Source organism: Pelagibius sp. CAU 1746 (assembly GCF_039839785.1).
Taxonomy (GTDB): domain Bacteria; phylum Pseudomonadota; class Alphaproteobacteria; order Kiloniellales; family Kiloniellaceae; genus Pelagibius.
Genome location: NZ_JBDOQT010000001.1, coordinates 1100647 through 1126845, shown reverse-complemented (window position 1 = coordinate 1126845; position 26199 = coordinate 1100647). Strand labels below are relative to the sequence as shown.

Genomic DNA, 26199 nt, shown 5'->3' with positions numbered 1-26199 from the left:
CCACACGTCGTGGGGACGGCGGCCCGACCCGGCTCATAAGAACAAAGGTATCTTGAACCTCATGGCAGATCAGGACGCGCCCGCGGCGGGCTTCAGCGACATCAAGTCCATCGGCGTGATCGGCGCCGGCCAGATGGGCACCGGCATCGCGCATGTCTGTGCCCTGGCCGGCTACGACGTGAAGCTCTCCGACGTCTCCGCGGAAGCGGCGGCCAAGGCGATGGACATCATTGCCAAGAACATGGACCGCCAGGTACGGCGCGAGATTATCAGCGAGGCCGACAAGACCGCCGCCCTGGGCCGCATCTCCACCGGCAGCGGCCTGGAAATGTTCGCCGACTCCGACATCGTCATCGAGGCGGCCAGCGAAAACGAAGAGGTGAAGCGCACCATCTTCAAGGCGCTCTGCCCGGTGCTGAAGCCGGCGGCGCTGATCTGCTCCAACACCTCCTCGATCTCCATCACCCGCCTCGCCTCGGTGACCGACCGCCCGGCCAAGTTCATGGGGATGCACTTCATGAACCCGGTGCCGCTGATGCAGCTTGTCGAGCTGATCCGCGGCATCGCCACCGACGAGCCGACCTTCGAGACGGTGCGCCAACTCTCCGAGAAGCTGGGCAAGACCACCGCTCCGGCCGAGGACTTCCCGGCCTTCATCGTGAACCGCATCCTGCTGCCGATGATCAACGAGGCGGTCTACACCCTCTATGAGGGCGTCGGCTCGGTGAGCTCCATCGACACGGCGATGAAGCTGGGCGCCAACCATCCCATGGGCCCCCTGGAGCTGGCCGACTTCATCGGCCTCGACACCTGCCTCTCCATCATGCACGTGCTCTACGACGGCCTGGCCGACAGCAAGTACCGGCCCTGCCCGCTGCTGGTGAAGTACGTGGAGGCCGGCTGGATCGGCAAGAAGGCGGGCCGCGGCTTTTACGACTACTCCGGCGACGAGCCCGTCCCGACGCGCTAGGGCGCGTCCCTCAGCGCCTCACGCATGAGCCGGCCGCTCTAGCGGCGGATGTATTCAAACGTCTCGCCTGCGGCGCCTTCGTACTGCACCTTCAGGAGCTCGCCCGAGGCGGCGTACCAGAGGTCGCGCTCGACCTCGCCGGAGAGCTTCACGTGCTCGGCCTCCATGGATCCGCCCTTCGCCTCGATCGTCTCCCAGCCCAAGAGGTTGGAGCGCACGCGGTAGGTCTCGCCGCTGGCCACCGAGAACAGCTTGCCGGCGGCGAGGCGGTCCTTGCTCCACAGGCTGTCGATCGAGAGCGGCTCCCTGATCTCCTCCTCGGCGCCGTTGACGGTGCGGCTGTAGAAGCCTTCCTTGCGCACGATGGAAACCTCGAACTCCTCGCCGTCGTCGTTGGTCATGCCGGCCAGCGACTCCAGCTGGCCGTCGCGCCAGCGCTCGACCCGCTTGTGTTCGTAGCGGAACAGGGTGACGAAGGCGAAGCTCACCTTCATCTCGGTTTCGACGGAGACCTTCAGGGTGTCGTCCAGGCGCTCGAAGTCCAGGCGGTGCTCGCCGACCTTGTCGCCGTCACGCAGCACGTCGAAGACCATGGCGTCCTGCGCGGCCTCCCCTGTGGTGGCGTTGCGGATCGCCTCCTGAGCCGCCGCCTGGGCCGCCGCCCCGGGGGCGGTCAGCGGCGCGGCGAGCCCCAGAGAGGCCGTCAGCAGCAGCGGGAGCACGGACGTCGGCAGTCGGAACGGCCGAAGAAGCGGGCGGGCAGGTCGATACCCCATGGCCAACACCTCCTTCCCCAAGCGGCCCGCCCAACATGCTATGGCAGGCGGCGGGCCGGACTGTTCGCAGGCCCCCTATATTCGCCAGAGCCGGCGCCGACTACAAGCCTGCCGTGCAATTGAGTGTTATACTTCTACTTTTTCAACCAGGAGTGTTTGTTTGCGGCAGAGGCTGCCGGGTGTCTTGGGGCATCGCGGCCGGGGCCTGCTCCGCCCCTGGTTGTCCCGGCCCCGCCTGGCCCAGGTAATGGCGCATGAAGGCCAGGGATTGTGGGGAGTCCCACTCCGCCGGGCCGACCAGACCGGCGACCACGCGGCCCTGGCGGTCGATGACGAAACTGGTGGGCAGGCCCTTGAGGGCGAAGGCGCGGGCCAGCTTGCCCTTGGGGTCCAGGTAGACCGGCAGGCGCTGCAGGTCGAGACGGGCCAGGAACGGCGCGACCACGCCGGCCCCGCCGCGGTCCTGGGAAACCGCCAGCACGGTGAAGCCCTCGCCCGCCAGGGCTTGGTGCAGGCGCTCCAGGCTCGGCATTTCCCGCACGCAGGGCGCGCACCAAGTGGCCCAGAAGTTCACCAGCACCACCTTGCCGCGGAAGTCGGCGAAGCTCGTCTCACCGCCCTCAAGGGCCTGGAAAACCGCGCTCGGCGCTGGCACCGGCGGATCGGAGAAGGTAAAGTCCTCGGCGAAGGGGCCCTCGGGAACCGTAGGCGCGCCGCCGGACTCCGCCAGCCGCTCTTGTTCCGAGGCAATGGGGGCCGAAGCCACCGGGATCCAGAGGACGAAGGCCAGCGCGGCGAGCCGGACGGCCGCGAAGGTTCTTTCTGTGACCCCGAACTGAACGATCATGAACGCGAAAGCCTCCTAGGGCATATGAACGCAAAAACCGAAAAGCTGGCCGCGGACAGCGGATCCAACCAGACGACAGACGCCCCCGGCGCGAACACCCCCGGCGCGAACACCCCCGGTGCCAACACCCCAGGTGCGAATACCATGTGGGGCGGGCGCTTCGCCGCCGGCCCGGCCGAGGTGATGGAGCGGATCAACGCCTCCATCGGCTTCGACAAGCGACTCTACGCCCAGGACATCGCCGGGTCCAAGGCGCACTGCGCCATGCTGGTGCATCAGCGCATCATCAGCCAGGAAGACGGTGCGGCCATCCTCGCCGGCCTGGACGCCATCCTGTCTGAAATCGAGGCGGGACAGTTCGAATTCAAGGCCAGCCTGGAAGACATCCACATGAACGTGGAGGCGCGCCTGGCCGAATTGATCGGCGAGCCCGCCGGGCGCCTGCACACCGCGCGCTCGCGCAACGACCAGGTCGCCACCGACGTGCGCCTCTGGACGCGCGCGGCGGTCGACTCCCTGGAGAACTCGCTCCGCGACCTGCAGGCGGCGCTGATCGGCCAGGCCGAGGCCGAGGCCGACACCGTGATGCCGGGCTACACCCATCTGCAGGCCGCCCAGCCGGTGACCTTCGGGCACCATATGCTGGCCTACGTGGAAATGCTGGGCCGCGACCGCGGGCGGCTGCAGGACTGCCGCCGGCGCATGAACGAGTCGCCCCTGGGCGCCGCCGCCCTGGCCGGCACCTCCTTCGACATCGACCGCCAGGCCACGGCCAGCGCCCTGGACTTCGACCGCCCCATGGCCAACTCCATGGACGCCGTCTCCGACCGCGACTACGTGCTGGAATTTCTCTCCGCCGGCGCGATCATCGCCATGCACCTCTCGCGCCTGTCGGAGGAAATCGTGCTGTGGTGCTCGGCCGGCTTCCGCTTCGTCGAACTGTCCGACGCCTTCACCACCGGCAGTTCGATCATGCCGCAGAAGCGCAACCCCGACGCCGCCGAGCTGATCCGTGGCAAGGCGGGGCGCGTGATCGGCGCGCTGAACAGCCTGCTGGTGGTCATGAAGGGCCTGCCGATGACCTACGGCAAGGACATGCAAGAGGACAAGGAGCCGCTGTTCGACGCCGCTGACACGCTGCAGCTCTGCGTCACCGCCATGACCGGCATGGTCGCCGACATGAAGGCCAACCGCGGCGCCCTGAAGGCCGCCACGGCGCACGGCTTCCTCACCGCCACCGACCTGGCCGACTGGCTGGTGCGGGTGCTCGATATGCCCTTCCGCCGGGCCCATCACGTCACCGGCAGCATCGTGAAGCTGGCCGAGGAACGCGGCTGCGGCCTGTCCGATCTGTCGCTGGCCGACATGCGGGAGATCGAGCCGGGCATCACCGAGGACGTCTTCTCCGTCCTGACCGTCGAGAACGCGGTGGCCAGCCGCACCAGCGCCGGCGGCACCGCGCCGGAGCGGGTGCGCGAAGCCGCCGCCGCCGCCAAGGAGCGTTTCCTATGACCCCCTGCCTTCCGGCCAACCTTCCGCGCATCCTGCTGACCGCCGCCCTCGCGGGCGGTCTGCTGCTCGGCCTTGCCGCCTGCGGCAAGAAAGGCTCGCCCAAACCGGTCGTCGGGGAGGAAGAGGCCTACACCTATCCTCACGACTACCCGGCCCCAAGCACCGTGACGCCCGGCGCCGCGGGTGAAGAAGAATCCAGCAAGCGCAACGACCCCTTCTGGATCTTCACCAACGGCGACGAGAAGCGCACGCGCACCAAGACTTATTGAACGAGGCGGCCGCCGCGGGCGGCGCCAGGAAAGACGATCAGATGAGCAGCCATTTCTTTTCTTACCGGGAGGGGCGGCTCCACGCCTCCGACGTGGCGCTGGAAGCACTGGCCGCGGAGGTCGGCACGCCCTTCTATTGCTACTCCGCCGACGCCCTGGAGCACGGCTACCGCTTCTTCGCCGAAGCGCTCTCCGGCCTGCCGGCCACCATCTGCTACGCGCTCAAGGCCAACTCGAACCAGGCGGTGATCCGCACCTTCGCGGCGCTGGGCGCCGGCGCCGATGTGGTCTCGGAAGGCGAGCTGCGCCGCGCGCTGGCCGCCGGCGTGCCGGCGCAGAAGATCGTCTTCGCCGGGGTCGGCAAGACCGGCAACGAGCTGGCCGCCGGGCTGGACGCCGGGATCATGCAGTTCAACGTGGAATCGCTCTCGGAGCTGAAGCTGCTGTCCGAGGTCGCGACGGCACGCGGCGTCACCGCGCCGGTCGCCCTGCGCGTCAATCCGGACGTCGACGCCGGCACCCTGGAGAAGATCACCACCGGGCGCGCCGACAGCAAGTTCGGCATCGACGCCACGCAGGCGCGCGACTTCCTGCTCGCCAACCGGGAGATCCCGGGCATCCGCGTCGAGGGCCTGGCCGTGCACATCGGCTCGCAGCTCACCGACGTGGCGCCCTACCGTCTGGCCTTCGAGCGGCTGATCGCGCTCTACAAGGATCTGCGCGGCGCCGGCCTGCCGTTGAAGCGCCTCGACTTCGGCGGCGGCATCGGCATCGACTACCGGCACCGGGTGCCCGGCCTCGACGCCGCGGACCGTGCCGACCACGCCGTCAGCCAGGCCGACGCAAGGGTCAGCGCCTATGCCGAGATGGTGCGCGGCCTGATCGAGGACCCCAAGAACGGCGTGGGAGACGCCGAACTGGTCTTCGAGCCCGGGCGCCTGCTGGTCGGCAATGCCGGCATGCTGGTCACCCGCGTGATTTACGTGAAGGACAACGGGCCGCGGCGCTTCGTCATCATCGACGCGGCGATGAACGACCTGATCCGCCCGTCGCTCTACGAAGCCTGGCACGAGATCATTCCGCTGCGCGCGCCGGCCGCCGGCACCCAACTGCGGCCCGTCGACGTGGTCGGGCCGGTCTGCGAGTCGACCGACACCTTCGCCAAGCAGCGGCCGCTGCCGCCGGTGGGCGAAGGCGATCTTCTGGCCTTCTCCTCGGCCGGCGCTTACAGTTTTGTGATGGCCTCGACCTACAATTCCCGGCCGTTACCCCCGGAAATCCTCGTGCGCGGCGGTCGCCACGCGCTAGTGCGCGCGCGCATGGACTATGACACAATGATCGGACAGGACCGGCTGCCGGACTGGCTGGAGGCGGAGAGCCCGGAGGGATCAGATCCTAGCGCGGGCCTCGCCCGGGAGCGGCGCGGCGCCGCCTGAGGTCTGTAGAGTTTTTTTTCGGAACTGGGTTTACGGTCGCAACGGCCTAGTTCCGCACAGAGGGGGATGTTTGTTGGACCGCCCGCGGCCTCGCTAAGGGGTGGGGGCCGCAGGTGCCTGGACGAAGGACAGGAAACGCGCATGACCGATCGACGGCCCGACCGTTCCCCTTCCGCCCCCCGCCCGGACCACACCCAGGGCGTAGACCCCAGGCGCGCGCTCGCCCATTTCGGCCTGCTGCTGGCCTTGGCGCGCGGCGCCGTCGCCTGGGAGGTTCTCTGGCCGGCGATCTGGCCGCTGCTGGGCATCCTCGGACTTTTCCTCGCCCTCGCGCTCTCCGGGCTTCTGCCGGAACTGCCCGGCTGGCTGCACAGCGTCGTGCTGGCGGCCTTCGTCCTCGCGGTCCTTGGCGCCCTGGCGCAGGCCCTGCGCCGCAGCGCGCTGCCCGACGAACAGGCCGCCAAGCGCCGCCTGGAGCGCGACAGCGGCCTGGACCACCGTCCGCTGGCGGCGCTGGAAGACCGCATGGCCAGCGGCGGCGACATCGAGTCCCGGGTGCTGTGGCGCGCCCATCAGCGCCGGGTCATCGCCCGCCTGGGCCGGCTGCGCGTCGGCCTGCCGCGCCCCGGCTTGGCCGCTTTCGACCCCTGGGCCCTGCGCGGCCTGGTCGTGCTGCTGGTGCTGGTTGGCTTCGCCGCCTCCGAAGGCAATGTGGGCAGCCGCCTGGCCGGGGCGGTCACCCCCAGCTTTACCCGCGAAACACGGCTGCCGCCCAGCCTGGACGCCTGGATCAATCCGCCGGCCTACACCGGCCTGGCGCCGATCTACCTGGAAGCCCGGATCGGCGCCGGCGAGAGCGAAGCCGAAGCGCAGGCCGCCGCCCCGGCGCGCGAATCGCTGCGCGTGCCCGCGGGCAGCGTGCTGCTGGCCCAGGTGCAAGGCGGCAGCGGCACCCCCAGCCTGCGGATTTCCGGAGCCGCCAAGCCTTTCGAGAACTTCGCCCACGAGGCTTACCGCCTGGAGCACGCCCTGACCGAGGGCAGTCAGCTCGCCATCGAGCAGGACGGCCGCACCCTGGCCGCCTGGCCGCTGGAGCTGGTGCCCGACAATGCGCCGGAGATCGCCTTCCAGTCGCCCCCGGCGCGCACCGAGCGCTCGGCCCTGCGTATCACCTATCAGGCCAGCGACGACTACGGCCTGGCCGACGCCACCGCGGTCGTGCGCCGTCTCGACCAGCCCGAGGCGCCCGCCATGGAACTGGAGCTGGTGCTGCCGGGCATCGGCCCCAAGACCAGCGAAGCGACCACCTATCACGACCTGACACCGCACCCCTGGGCCGGCTTGCCGGTGGAGATCGAGCTGGTGGCCAAGGACCGTCCCGGCCAGGAGGGCCGCAGCGAGAAGCTGCGCACGGTGATCCCGGAGCGCATCTTCAACCATCCGGTGGCCCGCGCCCTGGTGGAGCTTCGCAAGGAACTGACGATCAATCCCGACCGCCGGCTGCCGGTGGTGCAGGCGCTGAGCGGCATCTCCGAACATCCCGAGCATTTCTATCACGACATCGTGGTCGCCCTGGCGCTGCGCTCGGCGGAGCGGCGGCTGATCTACGACGCCACCGGCAAAGCCATCGCCGAAGTGCAGGAGCTGCTGTGGAACACCGCCCTGCGCATCGAGGACGGCGAGCTGGCGATCGCCGAGCGGCGCCTGCGCGAGGCCCAGGAGGCCTTGATGGAGGCCCTGGAGCGCGACGCGCCCGATGAGGAGATCGAGCGCCTGATCGAAGAGCTGCAGCAGGCGCTGAACGACTTCCTCGACGAGATGATCGAACAGATGCGCGAACAACTGGCCCAGCAGGAGGGCCAGGAGACGATGAGCCAGGAGCTGCCGCCGAACAGCCAGCTGCTGAACCGCCAGGACCTGCAGGAGATGCTGGAGCGGGCGCGCGAGCTCGCGCGCTCCGGCGCCAAGGACGCGGCCCGCGACCTGCTCTCGCAACTGCGCGACATGCTGGAGAACCTGCGCGCCAACCCCTATGCCCAGCAGATGAACCAGGACATGCAGGAAGCCTCGCGCATGATGCGCGACCTGGAGCAGATGATGCGCGAGCAGCAGGAGCTGCTGGACCGCAGCTTCGAGCGTTCCCAACAGGGCCAGCAGGGGCAGCAGGGCGAGGGCCAGCCCCGCCAGGGCGGCGAGAACCAGGCCGACGCCCAGCGCCAGGAGCAGCTACGCCGGCAGCTCGGCGAGCTGATGCGCCAGCTCGGCGATGCATTGGGCGACATTCCACGCCCCCTGGGCCGGGCCGAGCGCGAGATGCGCGACGCCCGCGACGCCCTGGGCAACGAGCAGCCGGGCCAGGCGGTCCCCTCGCAGACCCGCTCGCTCGACCAACTGCAGCAGGGCATGCAGGCCACGCTCGACCAGTTCATGGAGATGTTCGCCCCCGGCGAGGGCCAGGGCGAAGGCCAGATCGGCGCCCGCCCCAACGGCAACCAGCGCGACCCCCTGGGCCGCGAACCTCAGGGACCGGGCCAGGGCCAGGTCAACCGCGAGGGCGTGCAGATCCCCGACCAGATGGAGCTGCGCCGCACCCGCGAGATCGTCGACGAGCTGCGCCGCCGCCGCGGCGAACGCAGCCGCCCGACCATCGAGCTGGACTACCTCGACCGCCTGCTCGACCAGTTCTGAGAAATGAGAACGGCGACTCCAATGCGGAGTTGCCTTGGTGCGCTTGGGCGAGTCCCCGCATTGTCATGCTCGGGCTTGTCCCAAGCATCCATTGTGCCACCCGCCGGCTGGTGCCGTTGAAGAATGGACCCTCGGGTCAAGCCCGAGGGTGACGATTTGAGAAAGCTGAGAAAACCGGGCCTATTGAGAATCCGGGGATCTGCCTCACTTAGTGGCAGGTCATCTCCTCGGCGCTCAGCGCCGCCTCGGCGGCCTCGCAGATCTCCTGCAGGGTGAAGGGCTTGGTGATGACCTCGCAGATCAGCTCTTCGAGGTTGTGGGCGCGCTGGCGCTCGGCGGAATAGCCGGTCATCAGCAGCACCGGCAGGGCCGGAAAATCCTTGGCCACCTTCAGCGCCAAGCCGATGCCGTCCAGGCTGGGCATGACGATGTCGGTGATCAGCAGGTCGAAGCTGTCGCGGTCCAGCGCCTCCAGCGCCTGCACGCCGTCTTCGACCGAGGTGACGCGGTGCCCCCGGTGCACGAGGGCGCGGCTGACAAAACTCTGAACGGCGGTATCGTCTTCTGCGACCAGAATGCGCGCCATGGCGTCTTCGTCTCCTGCGGACCTGAATATCGAGACGGACAAGCCCGATTCCGGCGCTTTCGCGCCGCGGAATCACGGCTGCAACGCAGCCCGTCCCTCGCCGTTCAAACTGCCACCGGCGTGGTTAAGCAACGCTTAATTTGGCTTAACGGGCTGTGTATCAAAGGGAACGCCGGGCCGGCGTCCGGCGGCGCCGCCGCGGCGATGGCGCGAATCGTCAGCGGGCGCTTTCGACGAAGAAGACGCTGACGTTCTGCGCCTCGGCGGGCGGGTTCCTGGTCTGGGTCACGAAATCGACGCTGCCCCCGGCGTCGAGTGCCGGCTGCGGCGTCTCGAATACCCACTCCGTCAGAACCTCGCCGGTCCCGTTGACCAACTGCGCGCGCAGGCGGGGAACGTCCTGCTTGCGGTCGGAGATGTTGGTCACCGTCCCGCGCACGGTGATAACCGTGTCGCCCTCGACCACGTCGCTGGTGGGCGAGAGGACCTTCAAGTCCAGAACCGGGCCCGGCCCGGTGACGGGAACGCCCAGCAGCGCATAGGCATCGGCGAGCTGAGGGAACTGGGCGACGATCCGTTCGCGCTCGAACCAGCCGCCGGCGGCGATGCCGGCGATGAGCAGCAGCAGGAGCAGCCAGCCCACGGCCACGCCGCGGCCCTTCTTCTTGGGGGGCGGCATGGGACGGCGGCGCGGCGGCGGCCCCGGCTCTTCGGCCACAGCCACGGCCACGCGCGGGTCGTCGTCCGGCATCTGGTGCCAGCAATTCCCGCATTTGCCGCAGCGGACGATTCGGCCTTTGTAGCCGAGCTGTTCCTGATCGACCTCGAAGCGGCTTTCACAGGCAGGACAAGAAACAATCATGGACGACTTCTGCCCTCCGGGGAGATGTCACGCTAACCTTATATGAGTGAGGTATGGGCAAAGCAAGGCAGGAGCAGAACCCTTTACGGGACTGACTTGCCTATGCCATTTTCGATTCGAGCTTCCGGAAAAGGGAAAATGTGCCTTGGTTCGCTTCGAGGACGTCGTGCTGCGCTACGGAAACGGGCCGGAAATCCTGAAGCGACTCTCCCTGCAGTTCGACCCGGGATCCTATCATTTCCTGGTCGGCCCCAGCGGCGCCGGCAAGTCCTCGCTGCTGCGCATGATGTACCTCGCCCAGCACCCCACGGCCGGCAAAGTGGCTCTTTTCGGCCGGGACGTGGCCGGGCTCTCGCGCCGGGAAACCGCGCTGCTGCGGCGACGAATCGGGGTCGTGTTCCAGGATTTCCGCCTGCTGGACCACCTGACGGCGCGCGAAAACGTCACCCTGCCGCTGCACATCGGCGGCCAGGCTGCCTCCCGGGCCGACAAGGGACGCAGCGCCAAGGATGTCGAGGAACTGCTGGCCTGGGTCGGCCTGGCCGACCATATGGACGCCCTGCCGCCGACGCTTTCCGGCGGCCAGAAGCAGCGCGTCGCCATCGCCCGGGCGGTCATCGCGCGGCCCAGCCTGCTGCTGGCCGACGAACCGACCGGCAATCTGGACGACCGCATGGCCGTGCGCCTGCTGTATCTTTTCGAGGAACTGAACAAGATCGGCACCACCGTGGTCATCGCCACCCACAACGAATCGCTGGTGCAGCGCTTCCGCCACCCGGTAACGCGCCTGCGCGACGGCGAGGCGGTGGACTCGGACGCCGGACCGGCGCCCAGCCCGCAGGCCGGAACCGCCTGACGTCATGGCCGCCTCATCCAAGACCAGAAGGCGCTTGCGCAAGCCCGTTCCCCTGGACCGCGACGTCTCCGGGCGCTACCTGCCGCTGCTGGTGGCCATCATGGTCTATCTGGCCGTCCTGGCCCTGGCCGGCGCGCTGTCGGTGAACAGGCTGGCGGAGCGCTGGGACAGCGGCCTGGCCGGCGCCCTCACCCTGCAGATCCCCGCCGAGGCCGCGGCGGCCGCGGACGGCCCGCCGCTGAACGCGCTCATCCAGGCCTTGGCCGCGACCCCCGGCGTGCTGGCGGTCGAGCCCATGGATGCGCAGGAGATGACGGCGCTGCTGGAACCCTGGCTCGGCGACGCGGTGACCGCCGGCGACCTGCCGCTGCCGCGGCTCGTCGCCGTCACCGTCGACACGGCTGGCCCGCCGGACATGGAGGCGCTTCGGGCGACGGCCGAGGACCTGGCCCCCGGCAGCCTGCTGGACGACCACCAGCGCTGGCTGGCGCGGCTGCTGGACCTCGCCCGGGCGGTGGAGATCATGGCCGCGGTGGTGGTGCTGCTGGTGGTCGCGGCGGCCTGCATCATGGTCGCCTTCGTGACCCGCATGGGCCTGGCCGCCCATGATCGGGCCATCGAGCTGCTGCATCTCATCGGCGCGCAGGACTCCTACGTCGCCCGGCAGTTCCAGAACCACGCCCTCAGCCTCGGCCTGCGCGGCGGATTGCTGGGCTTTCTCTGCGCCCTGCCAACCCTCTACCTGGCGCGCTTCCTGCTGCAGCGAATCGACAGCGGCCTGCTACCGGAGCTGGTACTGGAACCTTTCGAGTGGTCGCTGCTGGTGCTGCTGCCCCTCGCCGCCGCCCTGGTCGCCATGCTGACTGCGCGCGTCACCGTGTTGCGCACCTTGGCGCGCATGCCTTAAAGAAGGCGGGCGATGCGGGTGCGAAGCCTCAGACACGACAGAGCCAAGGCGCCGGGGCGCGGCTGGCGCCGCCTCAGATGGCTGATCGCGGCGACTCTGCTGCTGGCCCTGGCTTACGGCATCGGCTTCCTGTGGTTCGCCACCCTGATGCCGACCCGGGCCGACGACGGCCAGCGCCGGACCGACGCCATCGTGGTGCTGACCGGCGGCAGCGACCGCCTGAGCGTGGCCCTGGACCTGCTGAGCGCCGATAAAGGGCGGAAACTCTTCGTCTCCGGCGTCTATCACGGGGTCGACGTGCGCCAGCTCCTCGACCTGTCCCAGCATTCTCCCGAGGACCTCTCCTGCTGCGTGGTCCTGGGCTACGAGGCCGACGACACCCGCGGCAACGCCGTGGAGACTGCGGCCTGGATGAAGGAGCAGGGCTTCACTTCCCTGCGCCTGGTGACCGCCACCTACCACATGCCGCGCTCGCTGCTGGAATTCCGCCGCCTGATGCCGGACATCGAGATCGTGCCCCATCCGGTTTTCCCCGAACATTTCAAGAGCGACGACTGGTGGCGCTGGCCGGGCAGCAGCAGCCTGCTGATTACGGAGTACAGCAAGTACCTGGTGGCTCTGCTGCGCGGCCTCTTCGATCCGCTCTTCGCGGTCTTGGCGTAACGCGAGCATGGATCCGGCATGACCGCGCTACGCTCTCTGCTGTTCAACCTCTTCTTCTACGGCTGGACGGCGTTCTGCTGCATCGCCGGCCTGCCGCTGCTGCTGGGCCCGCGCAAGGGCATCTACGTCCTGGGCCGAATCTGGGCCCATCCGGTCCTGGCCGCCCTGCGCCTGCTCTGCGGCCTGAAGCACCAGGTGCGCGGCCGTGAGAACCTGCCCCAGGGACCGGTGCTGATCGCCGCCAAGCATCAATCGGCCTGGGATACGATCGTCTTCTCGATCCTGCTGTGGGATCACAGTTTCGTCCTGAAGCAGGAGCTGATGCGCATTCCCTTCTTCGGCCTCTACCTCTGGCGCGCCGGACTCATCCCCGTCGACCGCCGCGGCGGCGCCAAGGCATTGAAGAAGATGGTGGCCGCCGCCAAGCGGGTCGCCGCGCAAGGCCGGCCCATGGTGATCTTTCCCGAAGGCACCCGCGTCGCCCCGGAACAGCAGCGCCCCTACCACCCCGGGGTGGCCGCGCTCTACGGCCAGCTTGGCGTCCCGGTGGTGCCGGTGGCGCTCAATTCCGGCCTCTACTGGCGCCGCAACAGCTTCTGGAAGCTGCCGGGCACCATCACCCTGGAATTCCTGCCGCAGATCCCGCCCGGCCTGCAGCGCAAGGACTTCCTGGCCCGCCTGGAAAGGGCCATCGAGGGGCGCAGCCGGGCCCTCGCCGGGGGCCCCACCCCCTCCCAAGCCCAGCCATCGCCCGAGTCGGCTGCCGAAACCGGAATCGAAAGCAAGCCCCCCGTCTAAAAATAGCTGTGCGCAAAGTTGTGGACAGTTCACGCCGCCGGCGCGAAGGCCCGGGAATCCGTCATCCGGCGGCCGAATCCGGCGGCGGCCCGCACCGGCGAAACGAAGAGGGAACAGCACCTTGACCGGCCCCCGGCCGGGACCTATCGTCAGCCTTGTATTTCCGCCAAATATTGAGGCCTGGACTGCTTTTAGCAGCAGGCGAAAGGCGCCGAAATGACCAAGTTGCCGGCCTTGTCCCAGGAAATCTGGGACATGAAATACCGCCTGAAGACCGCCTCGGGCGAGCCTGTGGACAAAACCATCGCCGATTCCTGGCGGCGGATCGCCCGGGCGCTGGCTCAGGCGGAGCCCGATCCGGCGGCCAGAAGCTCAATTGAATCAAAGTTCTTCGAGGCGCTGGAGGATTTCCGCTTCCTGCCCGCCGGGCGCATCCAGGCCGGCGCGGGGACCGAGCGCAAGGTCACCCTGTTCAACTGCTTCGTCATGGGAGCCATCCCCGACGACATGGGCGGCATCTTCGAGCATCTGAGGGAAGCCGCCCTGACCCTGCAGCAGGGCGGCGGTATCGGCTACGACTTCTCGACCCTGCGCCCCAGGGGCGCCGTGGTCCACGGCATCGGCGCCGACGCCTCCGGCCCCTTGAGCTTCATGGACGTCTGGGACGCCATGTGCCGCACCATCATGTCCGCCGGTTCGCGGCGCGGCGCCATGATGGCGACGCTGGCCTGCGACCACCCGGACATCGAGGCCTTCATCGCCGCCAAGCAGGAGCCGGGGCGGCTTTCCATGTTCAATCTCTCGGTGCTGGTCAGCGACGCCTTCATGCAGGCGGTGCGCGAGGACCAGCCCTGGGAGCTGGTCTTCGGCGGCACGGTCTACCGCACGGTGCAGGCGCGCGATCTGTGGGACAGGATCATGCAGGCGACCTACGCCGCCGCCGAGCCGGGCGTGATCTTCATCGACCGCATCAACCAGCGCAACAACCTGCACTACTGCGAGACCATCCGCGCCACCAACCCCTGCGGCGAGCAGCCGCTGCCGCCCTACGGCGCCTGCCTTCTGGGCTCGATCAACCTGGCGGCCCTGGTGAAGAACCCCTTCGGGAAGAACGCGGCCCTGGACATGGAGGCGCTGGCCGAGCTGGTGCCCACGGCGGTGCGCCTGCTCGACAACGCCATCGACGTCTCGCGCTTCCCCCTGGAGGCGCAGCGCCAGGAGGCCATGGCCAAGCGCCGCATCGGCCTGGGCATCACCGGCCTGGCCGACGCCCTCATCTGCTGCGGCCTGCGCTACGGCAGCGCCGAGGCGGTGAAGACGACGGAGCGCTGGCTGGCCGCCCTGCGCCGCCACGCCTATCTCGCCTCGGTGGAGCTGGCCAAGGAGAAGGGCCCCTTCCCGCTCTATGACCGCGAGCCCTACCTGGCCGGCGAGACCATCCGGGAGCTGGACAAGGACGTACAGGAAGCCATCGCCCAGCACGGCATCCGCAACGCCCTGGTGACCTCCGTCGCACCCACCGGCACCATCTCGCTCCTGGCCGACAACATCTCCTCCGGCCTGGAGCCGGTCTTCAGCTTCGTCTACAAGCGCCGCATCCTGCAGCCCGACGGCAGCCGCCGCGAGGAGGAGGTCAGCGACTACGCCTACCGCCTGTTCCGCCGCCTGAAAGGCGAGGACGCGCCCCTGCCGCCCGCCTTCGTCAACGCCCAGACCCTGGAGCCGGCGGCCCACGTGGTCATGCAGGCCGCGGTGCAGCGCTACATCGACAGCTCGGTCTCCAAGACCATCAACCTGCCGGCCTCGATCTCCTTCGACGCCTTCAAGGACGTCTACCAGCAGGCCTACGACCTGGGCTGCAAGGGCTGCACCACCTACCGGCCCAACGAGATCACCGGCGCGGTGCTCTCGACCGGCGCCGGCGAAGCACATCGCGACACCGCGACCAGCGAGCGGGTGCCCGCCGAAGCCGCCGCCGCGGCCACGCCGGACCTGGGCCCGCCCCCGGCCAGCGGCGACGTGGTCTATATGACCGAGCCGCTGGGGCGCCCCGAGGTGCTGCCCGGACGCTCCTACAAGCTGCGCTGGCCGGAGAGCGACCACGCCATCTACATCACCCTCAACGACATCGTGCAGGAGGGGACCGGGAAAGAGCCGCGCCGCCGCCCCTTCGAGATCTTCATCAACTCCAAGAACATGGAGCACTACGCCTGGACGCTGGCGCTGACGCGCATGATCTCCGCCGTGTTCCGGCGCGGCGGCGACGTCTCCTTCGTGGTCGAGGAGCTGAAAGCCGTCTTCGACCCGCGCGGCGGCGCCTGGATGGAAGGGCGCTACGTACCCTCGCTGCTGGCCGCCATCGGCGGGGTCATCGAGCGCCACATGATCGACATCGGCTTCCTGCAGCCGAAGGAGACGCCGCAAGGCGAGGAGCAGAAGGCGGTGGTGAACCTCGGCGGCCCCGATGACGGCACCCGCTTCGCCCAGTGCCCCAAGTGCGCCGGCGCCAGCCTGATCCGCCAGGAAGGCTGCGACCTCTGCACCTCCTGCGGCTATTCCAAGTGCGGGTGAGCGACAGGGTTGGAACAGCCGCAATCGCAGGCTACATAGGGAATGTGGCGTGGGATGAGATCAACATGCCGGTCAGCCGCAAAGCCGCAATCGCCTTTGCGCACCAGCTCCAAGCATGGTTTGAGAACAGCGGCAAAAGGCCGAACGAATAGTCTCCAATGAACCACCAACGCGTCATTGCCGGGCTTGACCCGGCAATCCATTTCTATGACGTACTGGTTCGTGCGGATTGGATCATGGACCCTCGGGTCAAGCCCGAGGGTGACAGTCGGGAAGACGGCAAAGGTGTGCGAGCACAGACTACTCACATGTCATGCTCGAGCTTGTTCCGAGGGTAACGGTATCAGAATGAAGAGGAAGAATGGATGACTGACGAACTGCAAGGCAAAGCCGCCATCGTGACCGGGGCTAGCAAGGGCATCGGCGCCGCCACCGCCGAGGAACTGGCGCGCCAGGGCGTGGCCGTGGTGCTGGCCGCGCGCAGCAGCGGCGCCATCGAGGAAGTCGCGGGGAAGATCACCGCGGCTGGCGGCAAGGCCAAGGCCATCGCCTGCGACGTCGCCAGCTACGACGACGTCGCCGCCGCGGTGGACCTCTGCACGTCGAGCTTCGGCAGCGTCGATATCCTGGTGAACAACGCCGGCGTCATCGAGCCCATCGCACGGCTGGCCGAGTCCGACCCCGCCGGCTGGGGCGAGGCCATCGACATCAACGTGAAGGGCGTCTACCACGGCCTGCGCGCGGTGCTGCCGCTCATGGAGGCGCAGGGCGCCGGCGTCATCGTCAACGTCAGCTCCGGCGCCGCGACCTCGGCGCTGGAAGGCTGGAGCCACTACTGCGCCTCGAAGGCGGCGGTACTGATGCTCACCCGCTGCGTCCACAAGGAATACGCGGACAAGGGCATCCGCGTCGTCGGCATGAGCCCCGGCACCGTCGCCACCGGGATGCAGATCTCCATCAAAGCCTCCGGGATCAACCCGGTGAGCCAGCTCGACCCCTCGGTGCACATTTCCCCGGACTGGCCGGCCAAGGCCATCGCCTGGCTCTGCACGAAAGAGGCTTCGGAGTACGATGGCGGCGACTTCTCCCTGAAGACCGAGGAAGGCCGCCGCAAGGTCGGACTTGTGGCCTAGACGCCTAGGTTGTCATGCTCGGGCTTGTCCCGAGCATCCAGGGCGGGCGCGGAGGTGTTGCCCTGGACCCTCGGAACACGTCCGAGGGTGACAGGCGAGAAGACCGTCAGGCCGCGACCTGCTGGCCTGACGGCGCCGCCAGCTTCCGCCCCAGCACCCAGTCCAGCGACACGGCGCCCGCGCCCTTCACGACAAGATAGACCAGCAGGAAGACCCAGAGCGCGCGCTGATCCAGGATCGCGGCGTCGGAGAAGCGGTCGAACCAGGCGCCTATGGTCTTGGCGTCGACGCCGTGGAAAGCGATGTCGACGTAGCTCTGCACCAGGGTGAAGCCGATCATGCCCAGCGCCGCCAGGCGCGTGAAAAGCCCCAGCACGATGAGGATCGGCAGGATGAACTCGGCGTAGGTGCCGGCGATGACGATCAGGTCGTAGGGAAAGAAGGGCACCTGGGAAGCGTCGTAGTTGTAGGCCTCCACCACGCTGGGCAGGATCTGGAAATAGGCGTTGTCGCCGACCGAGAAGAAGCCGGCGATGCCCTCGCCCACCTTGGTCGCGGCCGAATTCAGATAGTAGACCAGCAGCACGGCGGCGAAGAAGAAGCGCGCGGTCAGGCCAAGGAACCAGCCGTCGAGGCGCGCCTCGGCCAAGGTCGTGGTGCAGTGGTAGAGGCGCAGGGCGCGGGAAATCGCTTGAGTCATCGTTCCAACTCTATGCCTGTTCTTGGATCTGATCGGGCGTATGGAGGGCGGCGACGGCGCCGAGCTGGAACAGCCCTTGCAGGTGGCGGGCAAGATCGAAGTCCGCCACCGCCTGCGCCGCGTGGTCCGCCGCGTCGCCCAGGGAGCGGCCCGCCGCCAGCGCGGCCATGAAGGTATGGCCGCCCGGCGGCAGCAGCCGCAGGTCGACCGCCAGCATGGGGCGCAGCACCGCCGCGTCCTCGCCACGCTTCATGTCGACCTCAGCCTCGGGGTCGGCGCCGCTGGTCGCCGCCCAGAGAGAGGCGGCCGGATACTTCGAGCTGACGAGCCGCAGCGAGGGGTGCAGCGTGAAGCGCGTTTCCGTCAGAAGCCCCTGCGGCACCGCCGCCAGGCGCTCTATGGGCAGAGGCTCCGCATCGGCGGCGTGGTAGGCGGCGACGCGCGCCCACTCCAGGCGCGCCACATCGCCCAGGTAAGGCACGCCGGCCGCCGGCTCGAAACCGTCGAGGAAATCGCCGAAGGTCTCGCCGTAGAGCAGCAGCACCGGCGAGCGCGGCGGCGCCTGCCGGATATAGACCTTGGCCGCCGCCTTGAAGAAATCGGCGCCCACCAGGCGCTTGACCGCCGGGAAGGTAGCCTCCAGCGCTTCGATGAGGCTGACCATCATGTTGTTGCGGTAAACGTCGAAGCGCCGGCTCTGCGGCCGCTTCACCTGCTCCCGCCTTGCCGCTTGGCGGACGCCCGCCGGCACCGGCAGGGCCGGGTCCCTGAGCGCCGCCGCGAAGTCCGCCTGCAGATCAGCCAGCCGTTGCATGTCCGGCCTCCCGGCCCGTTCGAACGCCATTGGCGCGGCTGCGGCGCAGGGCGTCCTGCGCCGCCATCAGGCGCTCGGCGGTGCGCGCCTCGGCGAAGAGCTCGCGCCAAGCCGGCACGTCGTTGTCCCATTCGATGAGCGTCGGCCTGGCCCCGGCCCGGGCGATGGCGCGCGCATAGAGCGTCCAGACCTTGTCGTCGACCGGGCGGTCGTGGGCGTCGATCAGCAGCGTCTGCCCGGCGTCGTCGCGGTCGCGGGCGTGGCCGGCCAGGTGGATCTCGCCCACCGCGGACATGGGGAAGGCATCGATATAGGCCTCGGCGCTGGCGCCCTGGTTGGTGGCGCTCACCAGCGCGTTGTTCACGTCCAGCAGCAGCCCGCAGCCGCTGCGCAGGGAGACGGCCTGCAGGAAATCCAGCTCGCTCATCTCGCTGGCCTCGAAGGCGACGTAGGTAGAGGGGTTCTCCAGCAGGATGCGCCGGCCCAGCACATCCTGGAGGCGTTCGATATGCTCGCTGACCCGCGCCACGGCTTCACCCGTGTAGGGCAGCGGCAGCAGGTCGTTGAAAAAAACCTCGTTGTGGCTCGACCAGGCGAGGTGCTCGCTGACCAGCCCCGGCTGGTAGCGGTCGTTCAGCGCCTTGAGCCGCGCCAGGTGATCCTCGTCCAGGGGCCGGTCGCCCCCGATGGAGAGGCCGACACCGTGCAGCGACAAGGGGTAGTCGCGGCGGATGGCCTCCAAGTAGTGATGCGGCGGGCCGCCGGCGCCCATGTAGTTCTCGGCGTGCACCTCGAACCAGCCGACATCGGGGCGGCCGCCCAGGATGGCATCATAGTGTTGGGCCTTCAGCCCCACGCCCCCGCGTGCCGGAATTTCCGCCGAAACCGCCATGCTTGCCGTCCTCCAAACTGCGATGCCAGGAAAGCCGGACCCGGCCGCGATGGAACACGGCCGGGTCACGGGACTCCAAGAACGCCTGCCTCAGGCCGGCAGGTCGCGCTCCAGCGCCTCGAGCGAGCCCTTGCGGTCGCCGGGCAGCTCGTACTTGGCCTCGCTTTCCTCGATGCCGTACTTGGCGCAGTCGCCGGCGGGCACCAGCTTCCAGGCGTTGCCCTGGTAGTCGATCGTCGAGGTGCCGGCGCAGGTGGTGCCGGGGCCGGCCGAGCAGTCGTTCTGACCGGCCATCGAGATGCCGTAGCACTTCTCCTTGGCCTGCGCCGCAGCGGGGTTCACTTCCGCAGTCGCGGAAACCGCCAAGGCCACCGCACCGGCGATCATCGCGGCGCTCATCAATTTCGTCTTGTCAGCCATATGAGGGCTCTCCTTGTTACACTCGCATGCAGTCCGATTGCGTTCGAGGCTGTGCTGCCCGAAACGCGGTTCAGTTGGTCAGCGCTTCCGGAATCACCGGCGCTTCGACCGAATAGGTGCCGCTATTGTCTTTGATCTTCTTCCAGCTCTGGGACGAGGCCGGCTTGGATTCCTGCGATTTCCAATTGCTCTCGGAAGTTTTCAGGAAGCCGTCGATGTCCTTCTCCCAGAAGCCCACCACCGTGGGGGTGATGTTCAGATAGAGCTTGCCGTCGAGAATGCGCCACAGGTTGGGGTTGCCCGGCACCTTGCCGTCCTTGGCAACGCCATAGGCGCAGTGGCCGTCATAGGCCGGGGCGTACTTCTCCGGATCGGCAAGGAACTTGTCGCGGTTGGCCTCCGAGGCGAAGGCCCACTTGGCGCCGTTGTACTCGGCGGTGATGCTCGCCTTGCCGGGGACCGCTTCCGGTTGCTTCTCGCCGACCGGGTTCTGCTTCAGATCGAAGAAGGCGACGGGGTCGTAGCCGCTGACCGCGTAGCCGGTCTCGTCGACGTACTGCTCACCGGCCTGGGCCGCGCCCAACGTCAGGACCGACAGGGCCGAGGCCAGAAGGAGTTTGCGCATCATGGGGGAAACCTCACATCTCCTGTTGCACCAATCCCCTCAACGGGGCGCAGACCACTGCCTGCTGGCTTAGAGATATTTGGCCGCGCCGGGAGCGATCAAATCACGTCACTACACGAGAATGTGACGGCCCGGCGCGGCGGGCAGCTTGCGGCCTTGCGAGGCAAGAAATTCCGCGATTCCCAAGGGTTTAGCTGAGAAAGGGCCGCCGGGCCGTCACCCGAAGTCGACGGCGGTGGTGTTGGCCCCGCAGAGCAGCACGGCCACCCTTTCCTCCGCTGCCGGGCGGTATTTGCCGCTGAGCAGCGCCGCCATGGCCGCCGCCCCGCCGGGCTCCGTCACCACCCGCAGCGTCTCCCAGAGGGCCCGCTGGGCGGCGCGGATGTCGTCGTCGCTGACCAGGACCGAGCGCGCCACATGGGCCTTGGCCAGGGGGAACATGAGCCGACCGACCTGGCGCGGCGCCAGGGAGTCGGCGGCGATGCCCTCGGCCTCGGCGTCCACCGGATGGCCCGCCGCCAGGGCCTTGTAGAGGGTCGGCGCGCCCTCGGGCTCCACCGCCACCACCTTGATGCGCCCGGCGAACCAGGCGGCGATGCCGCCGATCAGGCCGCCGCCGCCGGTCGCCACCAGCAGGCTGTCGATCTGCGGTAACTGCTCCTCGATCTCCAGGCCGACGCTGCCCTGGCCCAGCAGGGTCTCCGGCTGGTCGAAGGCGTGCACCGGCAGAGCGCCGCTCTCGGCGACGAAGATCTCGCTGGCGGCAAGGGCGTCGGCATAGCGCTCGCCGCCGACCACCAGCTTCGCGCCGTAGCGCTCGATGCGCTCGGCCTTGGCCGGCGAGGTGACCGAGGGCAGGAAGATGGTCGCGGGAATGCCCAGCTTCCGGGCCGCGTAGGCCACGGCGGCGCCGTGGTTGCCGCCGGACGCCGCCACCACGCCCGCCTCCGGCACCTTGCGGGTCAGCAGGTTGGCGAAGGCGCCGCGCGCCTTGAAGGAACCGGAATGCTGCAGGAACTCCAGCTTCAGGTCCAGCGGACGCGGCGCCCCTTCGCAGGCGGGCCCGAAGTCCTCCAGGCCGACCGTCAGCACCGGCGTGCGCCGGACGTAGGGGCGGATCAGCCGTTCGGTCTCGGCGACGGCTTCGCGGGTGATCGGTTTCATCGGCCGTTCTCCTTGCGGCGGCGGGCGACCTCCTTCAGCAGGCGCTCCAGGCCGCGGTCCTTGAGGCCCAGGTTGCGCAGGTGGTGCACGGTGTTCTCCAAATACTCCATGCAGGGCCCCCGGTTGCCGCAGCCCTGCAGGATCAGTTCGACCATGTCGTCGCGATCCAGGCGCCCGGCGTACTGGCGGTGGTCGCGGTCGACCACGAAGGTGATGGCGCTGACCGGCCCCTGCTCGGTCTCGGCCCGGCGCCAGGAGGGCCGGTAGACGCCGGTGACCATCTCGCGCTCGTAAAGATAGTCCAGCACCCCCTCGCCTTCGGCCGCCGGCACCCGGTAGACCATGCCGTGGCAGGAGCCGCCGCGGTCCAGGCCCAGGACCAACCCCGGCGCCTGCGGCGTGCCGCGGTAGCGGTGGGAATAGATGCAGAAGCTGCGGTGGAAGCCGCGCAGGCGGGCGAGGCGCACCTCTACATGAGCAAAGCCCGGATGCCACATCAGCGAGCCGTAGCCGAAGACCCAGAAATCCTTATCGGCCGGCAAGCTGAGACGGCACGCAGCCAGCTCCTCGGCCGTGAGGTTCTGAAGGTCGTCGAGCGTCGGCGGCTTGGGGGGCGTCATCGGGACCCTTTCTGATGGGGCGGTCAACATGTTAGAGGCCGCGCCCGCCGATGCAAGCCGCCCGCCCCGGCCCGAATTGGGGGCTGCAAGGGGCCCGGCGGAGACCTATCATGCCGCCCATGAACCGCTATCGCCTTGCCGTCTTCACCACCTTTGCGCTGCTGCTGCTCGCCGGCGCGCTCTCCGGGTATTGGCTCTGGGCGCGCCAGGCGCTGGACGGCGGCATCGCCAAGTGGCGCGCCGAACAGGCCGCGCGCGGCTACGACATCGCCTACCAGGGGCCCGAATTCGCCGGCTTTCCCTTCGCGCTTTCCGTCACCTTCCGCGAACCGCGGGTGGTGACGCCCCAGGGCCTGACCTGGCAGGGGCCGCCGGTCAGCGGCGAGGCCAAGCTGTGGGCGCCTTTCACCATCGACCTGCGCTATCCCGGCCTGCACCGCCTCAGCCTGCCGGCGGAACTGGCCAGAGAACTGACTGGAGAACCGGACGGCACGCCGGAGCCCAAGCAGGTCGACGTGGCCGCCGAGGAGGCCAGCGGCCGCGTGGTGCTGCGCCGCGACGGCAAGGTGGAGAGCGCCGCGGTCGACCTGGGCGTGCTGCAGGTCAGCGGCGCCGCTATCGAGACGATCACCCTGCAGCGGCTCTCCGCCAGGCTGGGGCCGCTGCGCGAGGGCGCAAGACAGGCCGGCGGCGAGGCGCTGGACGAAGTCGACCTGGTGGGCGAGGCGCTCTTCGTCGAACTGCCGCCGGGCCGCGGCGGCCTGCTGGGCGACGCGGTGGCCCGCCTCTCCTTCGATTCAACGCTGATCGGCGGTATTCCGCCGGGCAAGCCCGAAGAAGCCCTGCCGGCCTGGCGCGACGGCGGCGGGCGCTGGCGCTTCCATCACCTCGTCGCGCTCTGGGGGCCGCTCGACCTGCGGGCCGAGGGACGCCTGGGGCTGGACGAGGCGCTACGCCCGGCCGGGCTCTTCGAGGCGGAACTGAAGGGCGCCAACAAGATCATCCGGCGGCTGATCGACAGCGGCAAGATCAAACCCGAAGCGGCGCTGGCCGCGCAGATCGCGGTGGCCGCCATGGGTCAGACGGACGGGGAGACGGGGGAAACGGTGCTGGCGGCGCCGATCAGTCTTCGCCAGGGCCTGCTTTACCTGGGGCCGATCCCGCTATTCCCAGTCGCTCCGGTTCTCTAGCATCGAAGGTGCCGGCCTGATGGGCCTCGATGACGCCGCTGCGGATCTCGCGGGTGCGGCGGAACAGGCCCTCCAAAGTCTCTCCCTCGCCCCAGCGGATCGCCCGCTGCAGGGCGGTCAGATCCTCGGAGAAACGTTGCAGCATCTCCAGCACCGCCTCGCGGTTGTTGAGGAAGACGTCGCGCCACATCACCGGATCGGAGCCGGCGATACGGGTGAAGTCGCGGAAGCCGCCGGCGGAGAACTTCACCACTTCGGCACGCTCGCTCTCTTCCAGGTCGACGGCGGTGCCGACGATGGTATAGGCGATGAGGTGCGGCAAGTGAGAGGTGATGGCCAGCACCTTGTCGTGGTGGCCGGCGTCCATGAGGGTGACGGTGGAGCCGCAGCGCTCCCAAAAAGTCTTCAGCCTGTCGACCGCCGGCTCGGGCGTGCCGGGTACCGGCGTCAGGATGCACCAGCGCTGCTCGAAGAGGTCGCCGAAGCCGGCCTCCGGCCCGGAGTGTTCGGTGCCGGCGATGGGATGGCCGGGCACGAACTCGACGCCTTCGGGCAGATAGGGCCCGATGTCGCGCACCACCGCCTGCTTGACGGAGCCGACGTCGGTGACGATGGCGCCGGCGGCCAGGTGCGGGCCGACCGCCTTGGCGACCGCCTCGTTGGCGCCGACCGGCACGCAGAAGATCACCAGGCCGGCGTCCTTCACCGCCTCGGCGGGGTCGCCGTGGACGGAATCGGCAAAGCCCAGCTTCTCGATGGTGGCGCGGGTCTCCTCGCGGCGCGAATAGGCGGCGACGTGGCCGGCCAGGCCGCGGGCGCGCACCGCCCAGGCCAGGGAGGAGCCGATGAGGCCGGCGCCGAGCAGCGCCACCTTGTCGAACAGCGGCCCTTCCGCGGGCGCGCTCATGACATCACCTCCGCCAAGGCCTCGGCGGTGGCGCGCAACTCCTCTTCGGTGCCGATGGTGACGCGCAGGCAGTCGGGCAGGCCGTAGCCGGCCATGCCGCGCAGCAGGATGCCCCGGCGCTTCATCTCGGCCAGCACGGCTTCGGCCTGGGCGCCGCCGCCGGGAAAGCGCAGCAGCACGAAGTTGCCGACGCTGGGCAGCGCCTCGATGCCGGCCTTGGCCGCTTCCCCGCTGAACCAGGCGAGCCACTTGCTGTTATGGGCGATCGAAGAGGTCACGTGGTCGCGGTCGCGCACGGCGGCGATACCGGCGGCCTGGGCCGCCTGGCTGACGTTGAAGGGGCCGCGCACCCGGTTCAGCACGTCGACCACCGCCGGCGGGCAGTAGGCCCAACCGAGGCGCAGGGCCGCGAGGCCGTGGATCTTGGAGAAGGTGCGCAGCATGACGACGTTGCCGGCGCTCTCCACCAGGTCCGCCACCTGCGGGTAGTCGGGCGCCGAGACGTATTCGGCATAGGCCATGTCGACCACCAGCAGCACGCCGTCCGGCAGGCCCTTGTGCAGACGCCGCAGCGCCGCCTCGGAGATGTAGCTGCCGGTGGGATTGTTCGGATTGGCGACGAAGACCAGGCGCGTGCGCTCGGTGACCCGCGCCAAGAGGCCGTCCACGTCGGCGGTCAGGTTGGCCTCCGGCGCCGCCACCGGGGTCGCGCCGGCGGTCTTGGCGGCGATCGGGTACATCAGAAAGCCGTGCTCGCTGTACAGCACCTCGTCGCCCTGGCCGGCATAGGCGCGCACCAGCAGGCCGATCAGCTCGTCGGAGCCGGCGCCGCAGACGATGCGGTCCGTCTGCAGGGACTGCGTCTCGGCGATGGCCTGACGCAGCTCCCTGGCGCCGCCGTCGGGGTAGCGGTGGAGCTGCGACTTCTCCGCCTCGTAGGCGGCGACGGCCAGCGGGCTGGGCCCCAGCGGGTTCTCGTTGGAGGCCAGGCGGATGACGCGGTTGACCCCGGCCGCCTTGGACTCCCCGCCGACGTAAGGGGCGACATCCAGAATGCCGGGACGCGGCCTCGGGCTCATGACGCGGCCCGCGGCGTCGCGGCCAGATCGTCCGCGCTCAGCGGCACCGCGAAGCTGCCCACCGACCAGGCGTGCTTCACGCTCTCGGCCTCGGCCAGCAGCGTCTCAATGCGGTCATCGTCGGCGGCAAGAAAGCCCTCGACCTCGACCAGGTGCAGGGTGCGGTCCGGCGAGTCGACCCAGGCCTGGATGTCGCAGACCTGGAAGCCGGCTGCCGACAGCATCGTCTTCAGCGCGCCGCGGGAGACCGCCTCGTCCAGTTCGACGATCATGTAGCCGTGGTCGTCGCCGCTCTCCTCCGCCTCGGCCAGGGAAATCACCACGCCCTGCGGGGCGTCGCCGCGGCCGCCGTCCAGCGGTGCGAAAGGCAGGCGGGCGATGACCTTCGGCGTCACCTTGCCGTGGCGCGCCAGCTTGGGCCACCAAGGGGTGCCGCGGTCGGCCTCCGGCAGCGGCAGCACGCCGATGTTGGCCTTGCCCCCGGAAACGGCGCGCAGCACACCCATTTCCGACTCGAAACGGGTGATGGGGGTCAGCGAGCCGAAATGGTCGCGCGTCAGGCCATAAAGATCGGGCCCTTCCTGCGGCGAAAAGACAGCCGCGGCGAAGGGCCCCTGCAAACGGGTGAAGACGGAGACGATCTCCCGCCAGATACGCGCAATCACCGGTTTCGGAAAGGCGCCCTCGTGGCGCGCCACCAGGCGGCGCAGCACCCGCGCCTCGCGGCCCGGACGCATGAAGACGGCGCCCTGGCCCTTGGCGACGCCAATCTCCCGCGCGAGCTCGGTGCGGCGCATGAGCAAGTCGTGAATGGAATCGTCGATTTCGTCGATCTGGCGACGCAAGTCGTCCAGGGATGGCGTCTGGTTAGTCATCTGGGCCCGATACCTGCATCCAAGGCGGAGCTACTGATA

The 26199-nt window shown here is 68.9% G+C and carries 26 protein-coding genes; 12 read left to right on the top strand and 14 right to left on the bottom strand.

Translation table 11 applies throughout. The annotated features are described in order from the left end of the window. Nucleotides 1-61: 61 nt before the first annotated feature. The gene (locus AAFN88_RS05390) at nt 62-970 is read left to right on the top strand and encodes a 3-hydroxybutyryl-CoA dehydrogenase (RefSeq protein ID WP_347518816.1); all 909 of its coding nucleotides are present in this window, start codon (nt 62-64) and stop codon (nt 968-970) included. 38 nt (nt 971-1008) lie between these two features. Here AAFN88_RS05390 and AAFN88_RS05385 read toward each other — a convergent pair whose 3' ends face one another. Then, nucleotides 1009-1692, bottom strand: a complete 684-nt coding sequence (locus AAFN88_RS05385) for a DUF6134 family protein (RefSeq protein WP_347518814.1) — start codon at nt 1690-1692, stop codon at nt 1009-1011. Nucleotides 1693-1888: 196 nt separating this feature from the next. Continuing rightward, nucleotides 1889-2593, bottom strand: coding sequence for a TlpA disulfide reductase family protein (locus tag AAFN88_RS05380; RefSeq protein ID WP_347518812.1), 705 nt, complete (start codon nt 2591-2593; stop codon nt 1889-1891). A 144-nt stretch (nt 2594-2737) separates the two neighbouring features. Between AAFN88_RS05380 and argH the strand changes: the two genes are divergently transcribed. The 4 genes from argH (at nt 2738) to AAFN88_RS05360 (ending at nt 8498) form a co-directional block, all read left to right on the top strand. After that, on the top strand, nt 2738-4105 hold the full coding sequence (gene argH, locus AAFN88_RS05375; RefSeq protein WP_347521636.1) for an argininosuccinate lyase: 1368 nt from the start codon (nt 2738-2740) through the stop codon (nt 4103-4105). After that, the gene (locus tag AAFN88_RS05370; RefSeq protein WP_347518811.1) at nt 4102-4374 is read left to right on the top strand and encodes a hypothetical protein; all 273 of its coding nucleotides are present in this window, start codon (nt 4102-4104) and stop codon (nt 4372-4374) included. The genes argH and AAFN88_RS05370 overlap by 4 nt, the downstream gene beginning before the upstream one ends. Before the next feature lie 41 nt (nt 4375-4415). Beyond that, nucleotides 4416-5810 carry a diaminopimelate decarboxylase gene (lysA, locus tag AAFN88_RS05365; RefSeq protein WP_347518809.1) on the top strand — a complete coding sequence of 465 codons (1395 nt, stop codon included), beginning with the start codon at nt 4416-4418 and terminating at the stop codon, nt 5808-5810. A 141-nt stretch (nt 5811-5951) separates the two neighbouring features. After that, complete coding sequence (locus AAFN88_RS05360; RefSeq protein ID WP_347518807.1) at nt 5952-8498, top strand: TIGR02302 family protein; 2547 nt, start codon at nt 5952-5954, stop codon at nt 8496-8498. A gap of 208 nt (nt 8499-8706) precedes the next feature. On the opposite strand, the gene AAFN88_RS05355 is transcribed toward AAFN88_RS05360, so the two are convergent. Together AAFN88_RS05355 and AAFN88_RS05350 are read right to left on the bottom strand one after the other, a co-directional pair. Further along, complete coding sequence (locus AAFN88_RS05355; protein ID WP_347518805.1) at nt 8707-9084, bottom strand: response regulator; 378 nt, start codon at nt 9082-9084, stop codon at nt 8707-8709. Nucleotides 9085-9301: 217 nt separating this feature from the next. Next, entirely contained in the window at nt 9302-9946 is a 645-nt protein-coding gene (locus tag AAFN88_RS05350; RefSeq protein WP_347518803.1) for a DUF3426 domain-containing protein, read from the bottom strand. A 145-nt stretch (nt 9947-10091) separates the two neighbouring features. Here AAFN88_RS05350 and ftsE point away from each other — a divergent pair, with 145 nt between their 5' ends. The 6 genes from ftsE to AAFN88_RS05320 all read left to right on the top strand — a co-directional run bounded on the left by ftsE (nt 10092) and on the right by AAFN88_RS05320 (nt 16874). Further along, nucleotides 10092-10802, top strand: coding sequence for a cell division ATP-binding protein FtsE (gene ftsE, locus AAFN88_RS05345; protein ID WP_347518801.1), 711 nt, complete (start codon nt 10092-10094; stop codon nt 10800-10802). A 34-nt stretch (nt 10803-10836) separates the two neighbouring features. After that, a complete protein-coding gene (locus AAFN88_RS05340) occupies nt 10837-11709 on the top strand; it encodes an FtsX-like permease family protein (protein ID WP_347518799.1) in 873 nt (290 codons plus the stop codon). 12 nt (nt 11710-11721) lie between these two features. After that, a complete protein-coding gene (locus tag AAFN88_RS05335; RefSeq protein WP_347518797.1) occupies nt 11722-12372 on the top strand; it encodes a YdcF family protein in 651 nt (216 codons plus the stop codon). Nucleotides 12373-12390: 18 nt separating this feature from the next. Further along, nucleotides 12391-13170, top strand: coding sequence for a lysophospholipid acyltransferase family protein (locus AAFN88_RS05330; protein ID WP_347518795.1), 780 nt, complete (start codon nt 12391-12393; stop codon nt 13168-13170). A gap of 216 nt (nt 13171-13386) precedes the next feature. After that, a complete protein-coding gene (locus AAFN88_RS05325; RefSeq protein WP_347518793.1) occupies nt 13387-15741 on the top strand; it encodes an adenosylcobalamin-dependent ribonucleoside-diphosphate reductase in 2355 nt (784 codons plus the stop codon). Between the two features lie 365 nt (nt 15742-16106). Then, a complete protein-coding gene (locus tag AAFN88_RS05320) occupies nt 16107-16874 on the top strand; it encodes an SDR family oxidoreductase (RefSeq protein ID WP_347518791.1) in 768 nt (255 codons plus the stop codon). A 106-nt stretch (nt 16875-16980) separates the two neighbouring features. On the opposite strand, the gene AAFN88_RS05315 is transcribed toward AAFN88_RS05320, so the two are convergent. The 7 genes from AAFN88_RS05315 to AAFN88_RS05285 all read right to left on the bottom strand — a co-directional run bounded on the left by AAFN88_RS05315 (nt 16981) and on the right by AAFN88_RS05285 (nt 22109). After that, nucleotides 16981-17574 carry a DoxX family protein gene (locus AAFN88_RS05315; protein ID WP_347518789.1) on the bottom strand — a complete coding sequence of 198 codons (594 nt, stop codon included), beginning with the start codon at nt 17572-17574 and terminating at the stop codon, nt 16981-16983. A 10-nt stretch (nt 17575-17584) separates the two neighbouring features. Beyond that, complete coding sequence (locus tag AAFN88_RS05310) at nt 17585-18388, bottom strand: DNA-binding domain-containing protein (protein WP_347518787.1); 804 nt, start codon at nt 18386-18388, stop codon at nt 17585-17587. Continuing rightward, complete coding sequence (locus AAFN88_RS05305; protein ID WP_347518785.1) at nt 18372-19280, bottom strand: DUF692 domain-containing protein; 909 nt, start codon at nt 19278-19280, stop codon at nt 18372-18374. Before AAFN88_RS05305 ends, AAFN88_RS05310 begins: the two co-directional genes overlap by 17 nt. 90 nt (nt 19281-19370) lie before the next feature. Further along, nucleotides 19371-19700, bottom strand: a complete 330-nt coding sequence (locus AAFN88_RS05300; RefSeq protein ID WP_347518783.1) for a DUF2282 domain-containing protein — start codon at nt 19698-19700, stop codon at nt 19371-19373. A gap of 70 nt (nt 19701-19770) precedes the next feature. Next, a complete protein-coding gene (locus tag AAFN88_RS05295; protein WP_347518780.1) occupies nt 19771-20328 on the bottom strand; it encodes a YHS domain-containing (seleno)protein in 558 nt (185 codons plus the stop codon). A gap of 213 nt (nt 20329-20541) precedes the next feature. Beyond that, entirely contained in the window at nt 20542-21489 is a 948-nt protein-coding gene (locus tag AAFN88_RS05290) for a threonine/serine dehydratase (protein ID WP_347518778.1), read from the bottom strand. After that, a complete protein-coding gene (locus tag AAFN88_RS05285; protein ID WP_347518777.1) occupies nt 21486-22109 on the bottom strand; it encodes a gamma-glutamylcyclotransferase in 624 nt (207 codons plus the stop codon). Before AAFN88_RS05285 ends, AAFN88_RS05290 begins: the two co-directional genes overlap by 4 nt. A gap of 110 nt (nt 22110-22219) precedes the next feature. Between AAFN88_RS05285 and AAFN88_RS05280 the strand changes: the two genes are divergently transcribed. After that, nucleotides 22220-23299, top strand: coding sequence for a DUF2125 domain-containing protein (locus AAFN88_RS05280; protein WP_347518774.1), 1080 nt, complete (start codon nt 22220-22222; stop codon nt 23297-23299). Here the strand turns inward: AAFN88_RS05280 and AAFN88_RS05275 are convergent. The 3 genes from AAFN88_RS05275 to pheA are packed head-to-tail and all read right to left on the bottom strand — an operon-like array spanning nt 23232 to nt 26160. Further along, entirely contained in the window at nt 23232-24206 is a 975-nt protein-coding gene (locus AAFN88_RS05275; protein ID WP_347518773.1) for a prephenate/arogenate dehydrogenase family protein, read from the bottom strand. The genes AAFN88_RS05280 and AAFN88_RS05275 overlap by 68 nt on opposite strands. Next, nucleotides 24203-25285, bottom strand: coding sequence for a histidinol-phosphate transaminase (hisC, locus tag AAFN88_RS05270; RefSeq protein WP_347518770.1), 1083 nt, complete (start codon nt 25283-25285; stop codon nt 24203-24205). Before hisC ends, AAFN88_RS05275 begins: the two co-directional genes overlap by 4 nt. Next, the gene (pheA, locus tag AAFN88_RS05265) at nt 25282-26160 is read right to left on the bottom strand and encodes a chorismate mutase (protein WP_347518769.1); all 879 of its coding nucleotides are present in this window, start codon (nt 26158-26160) and stop codon (nt 25282-25284) included. Before pheA ends, hisC begins: the two co-directional genes overlap by 4 nt. Nucleotides 26161-26199 lie beyond the last annotated feature (39 nt).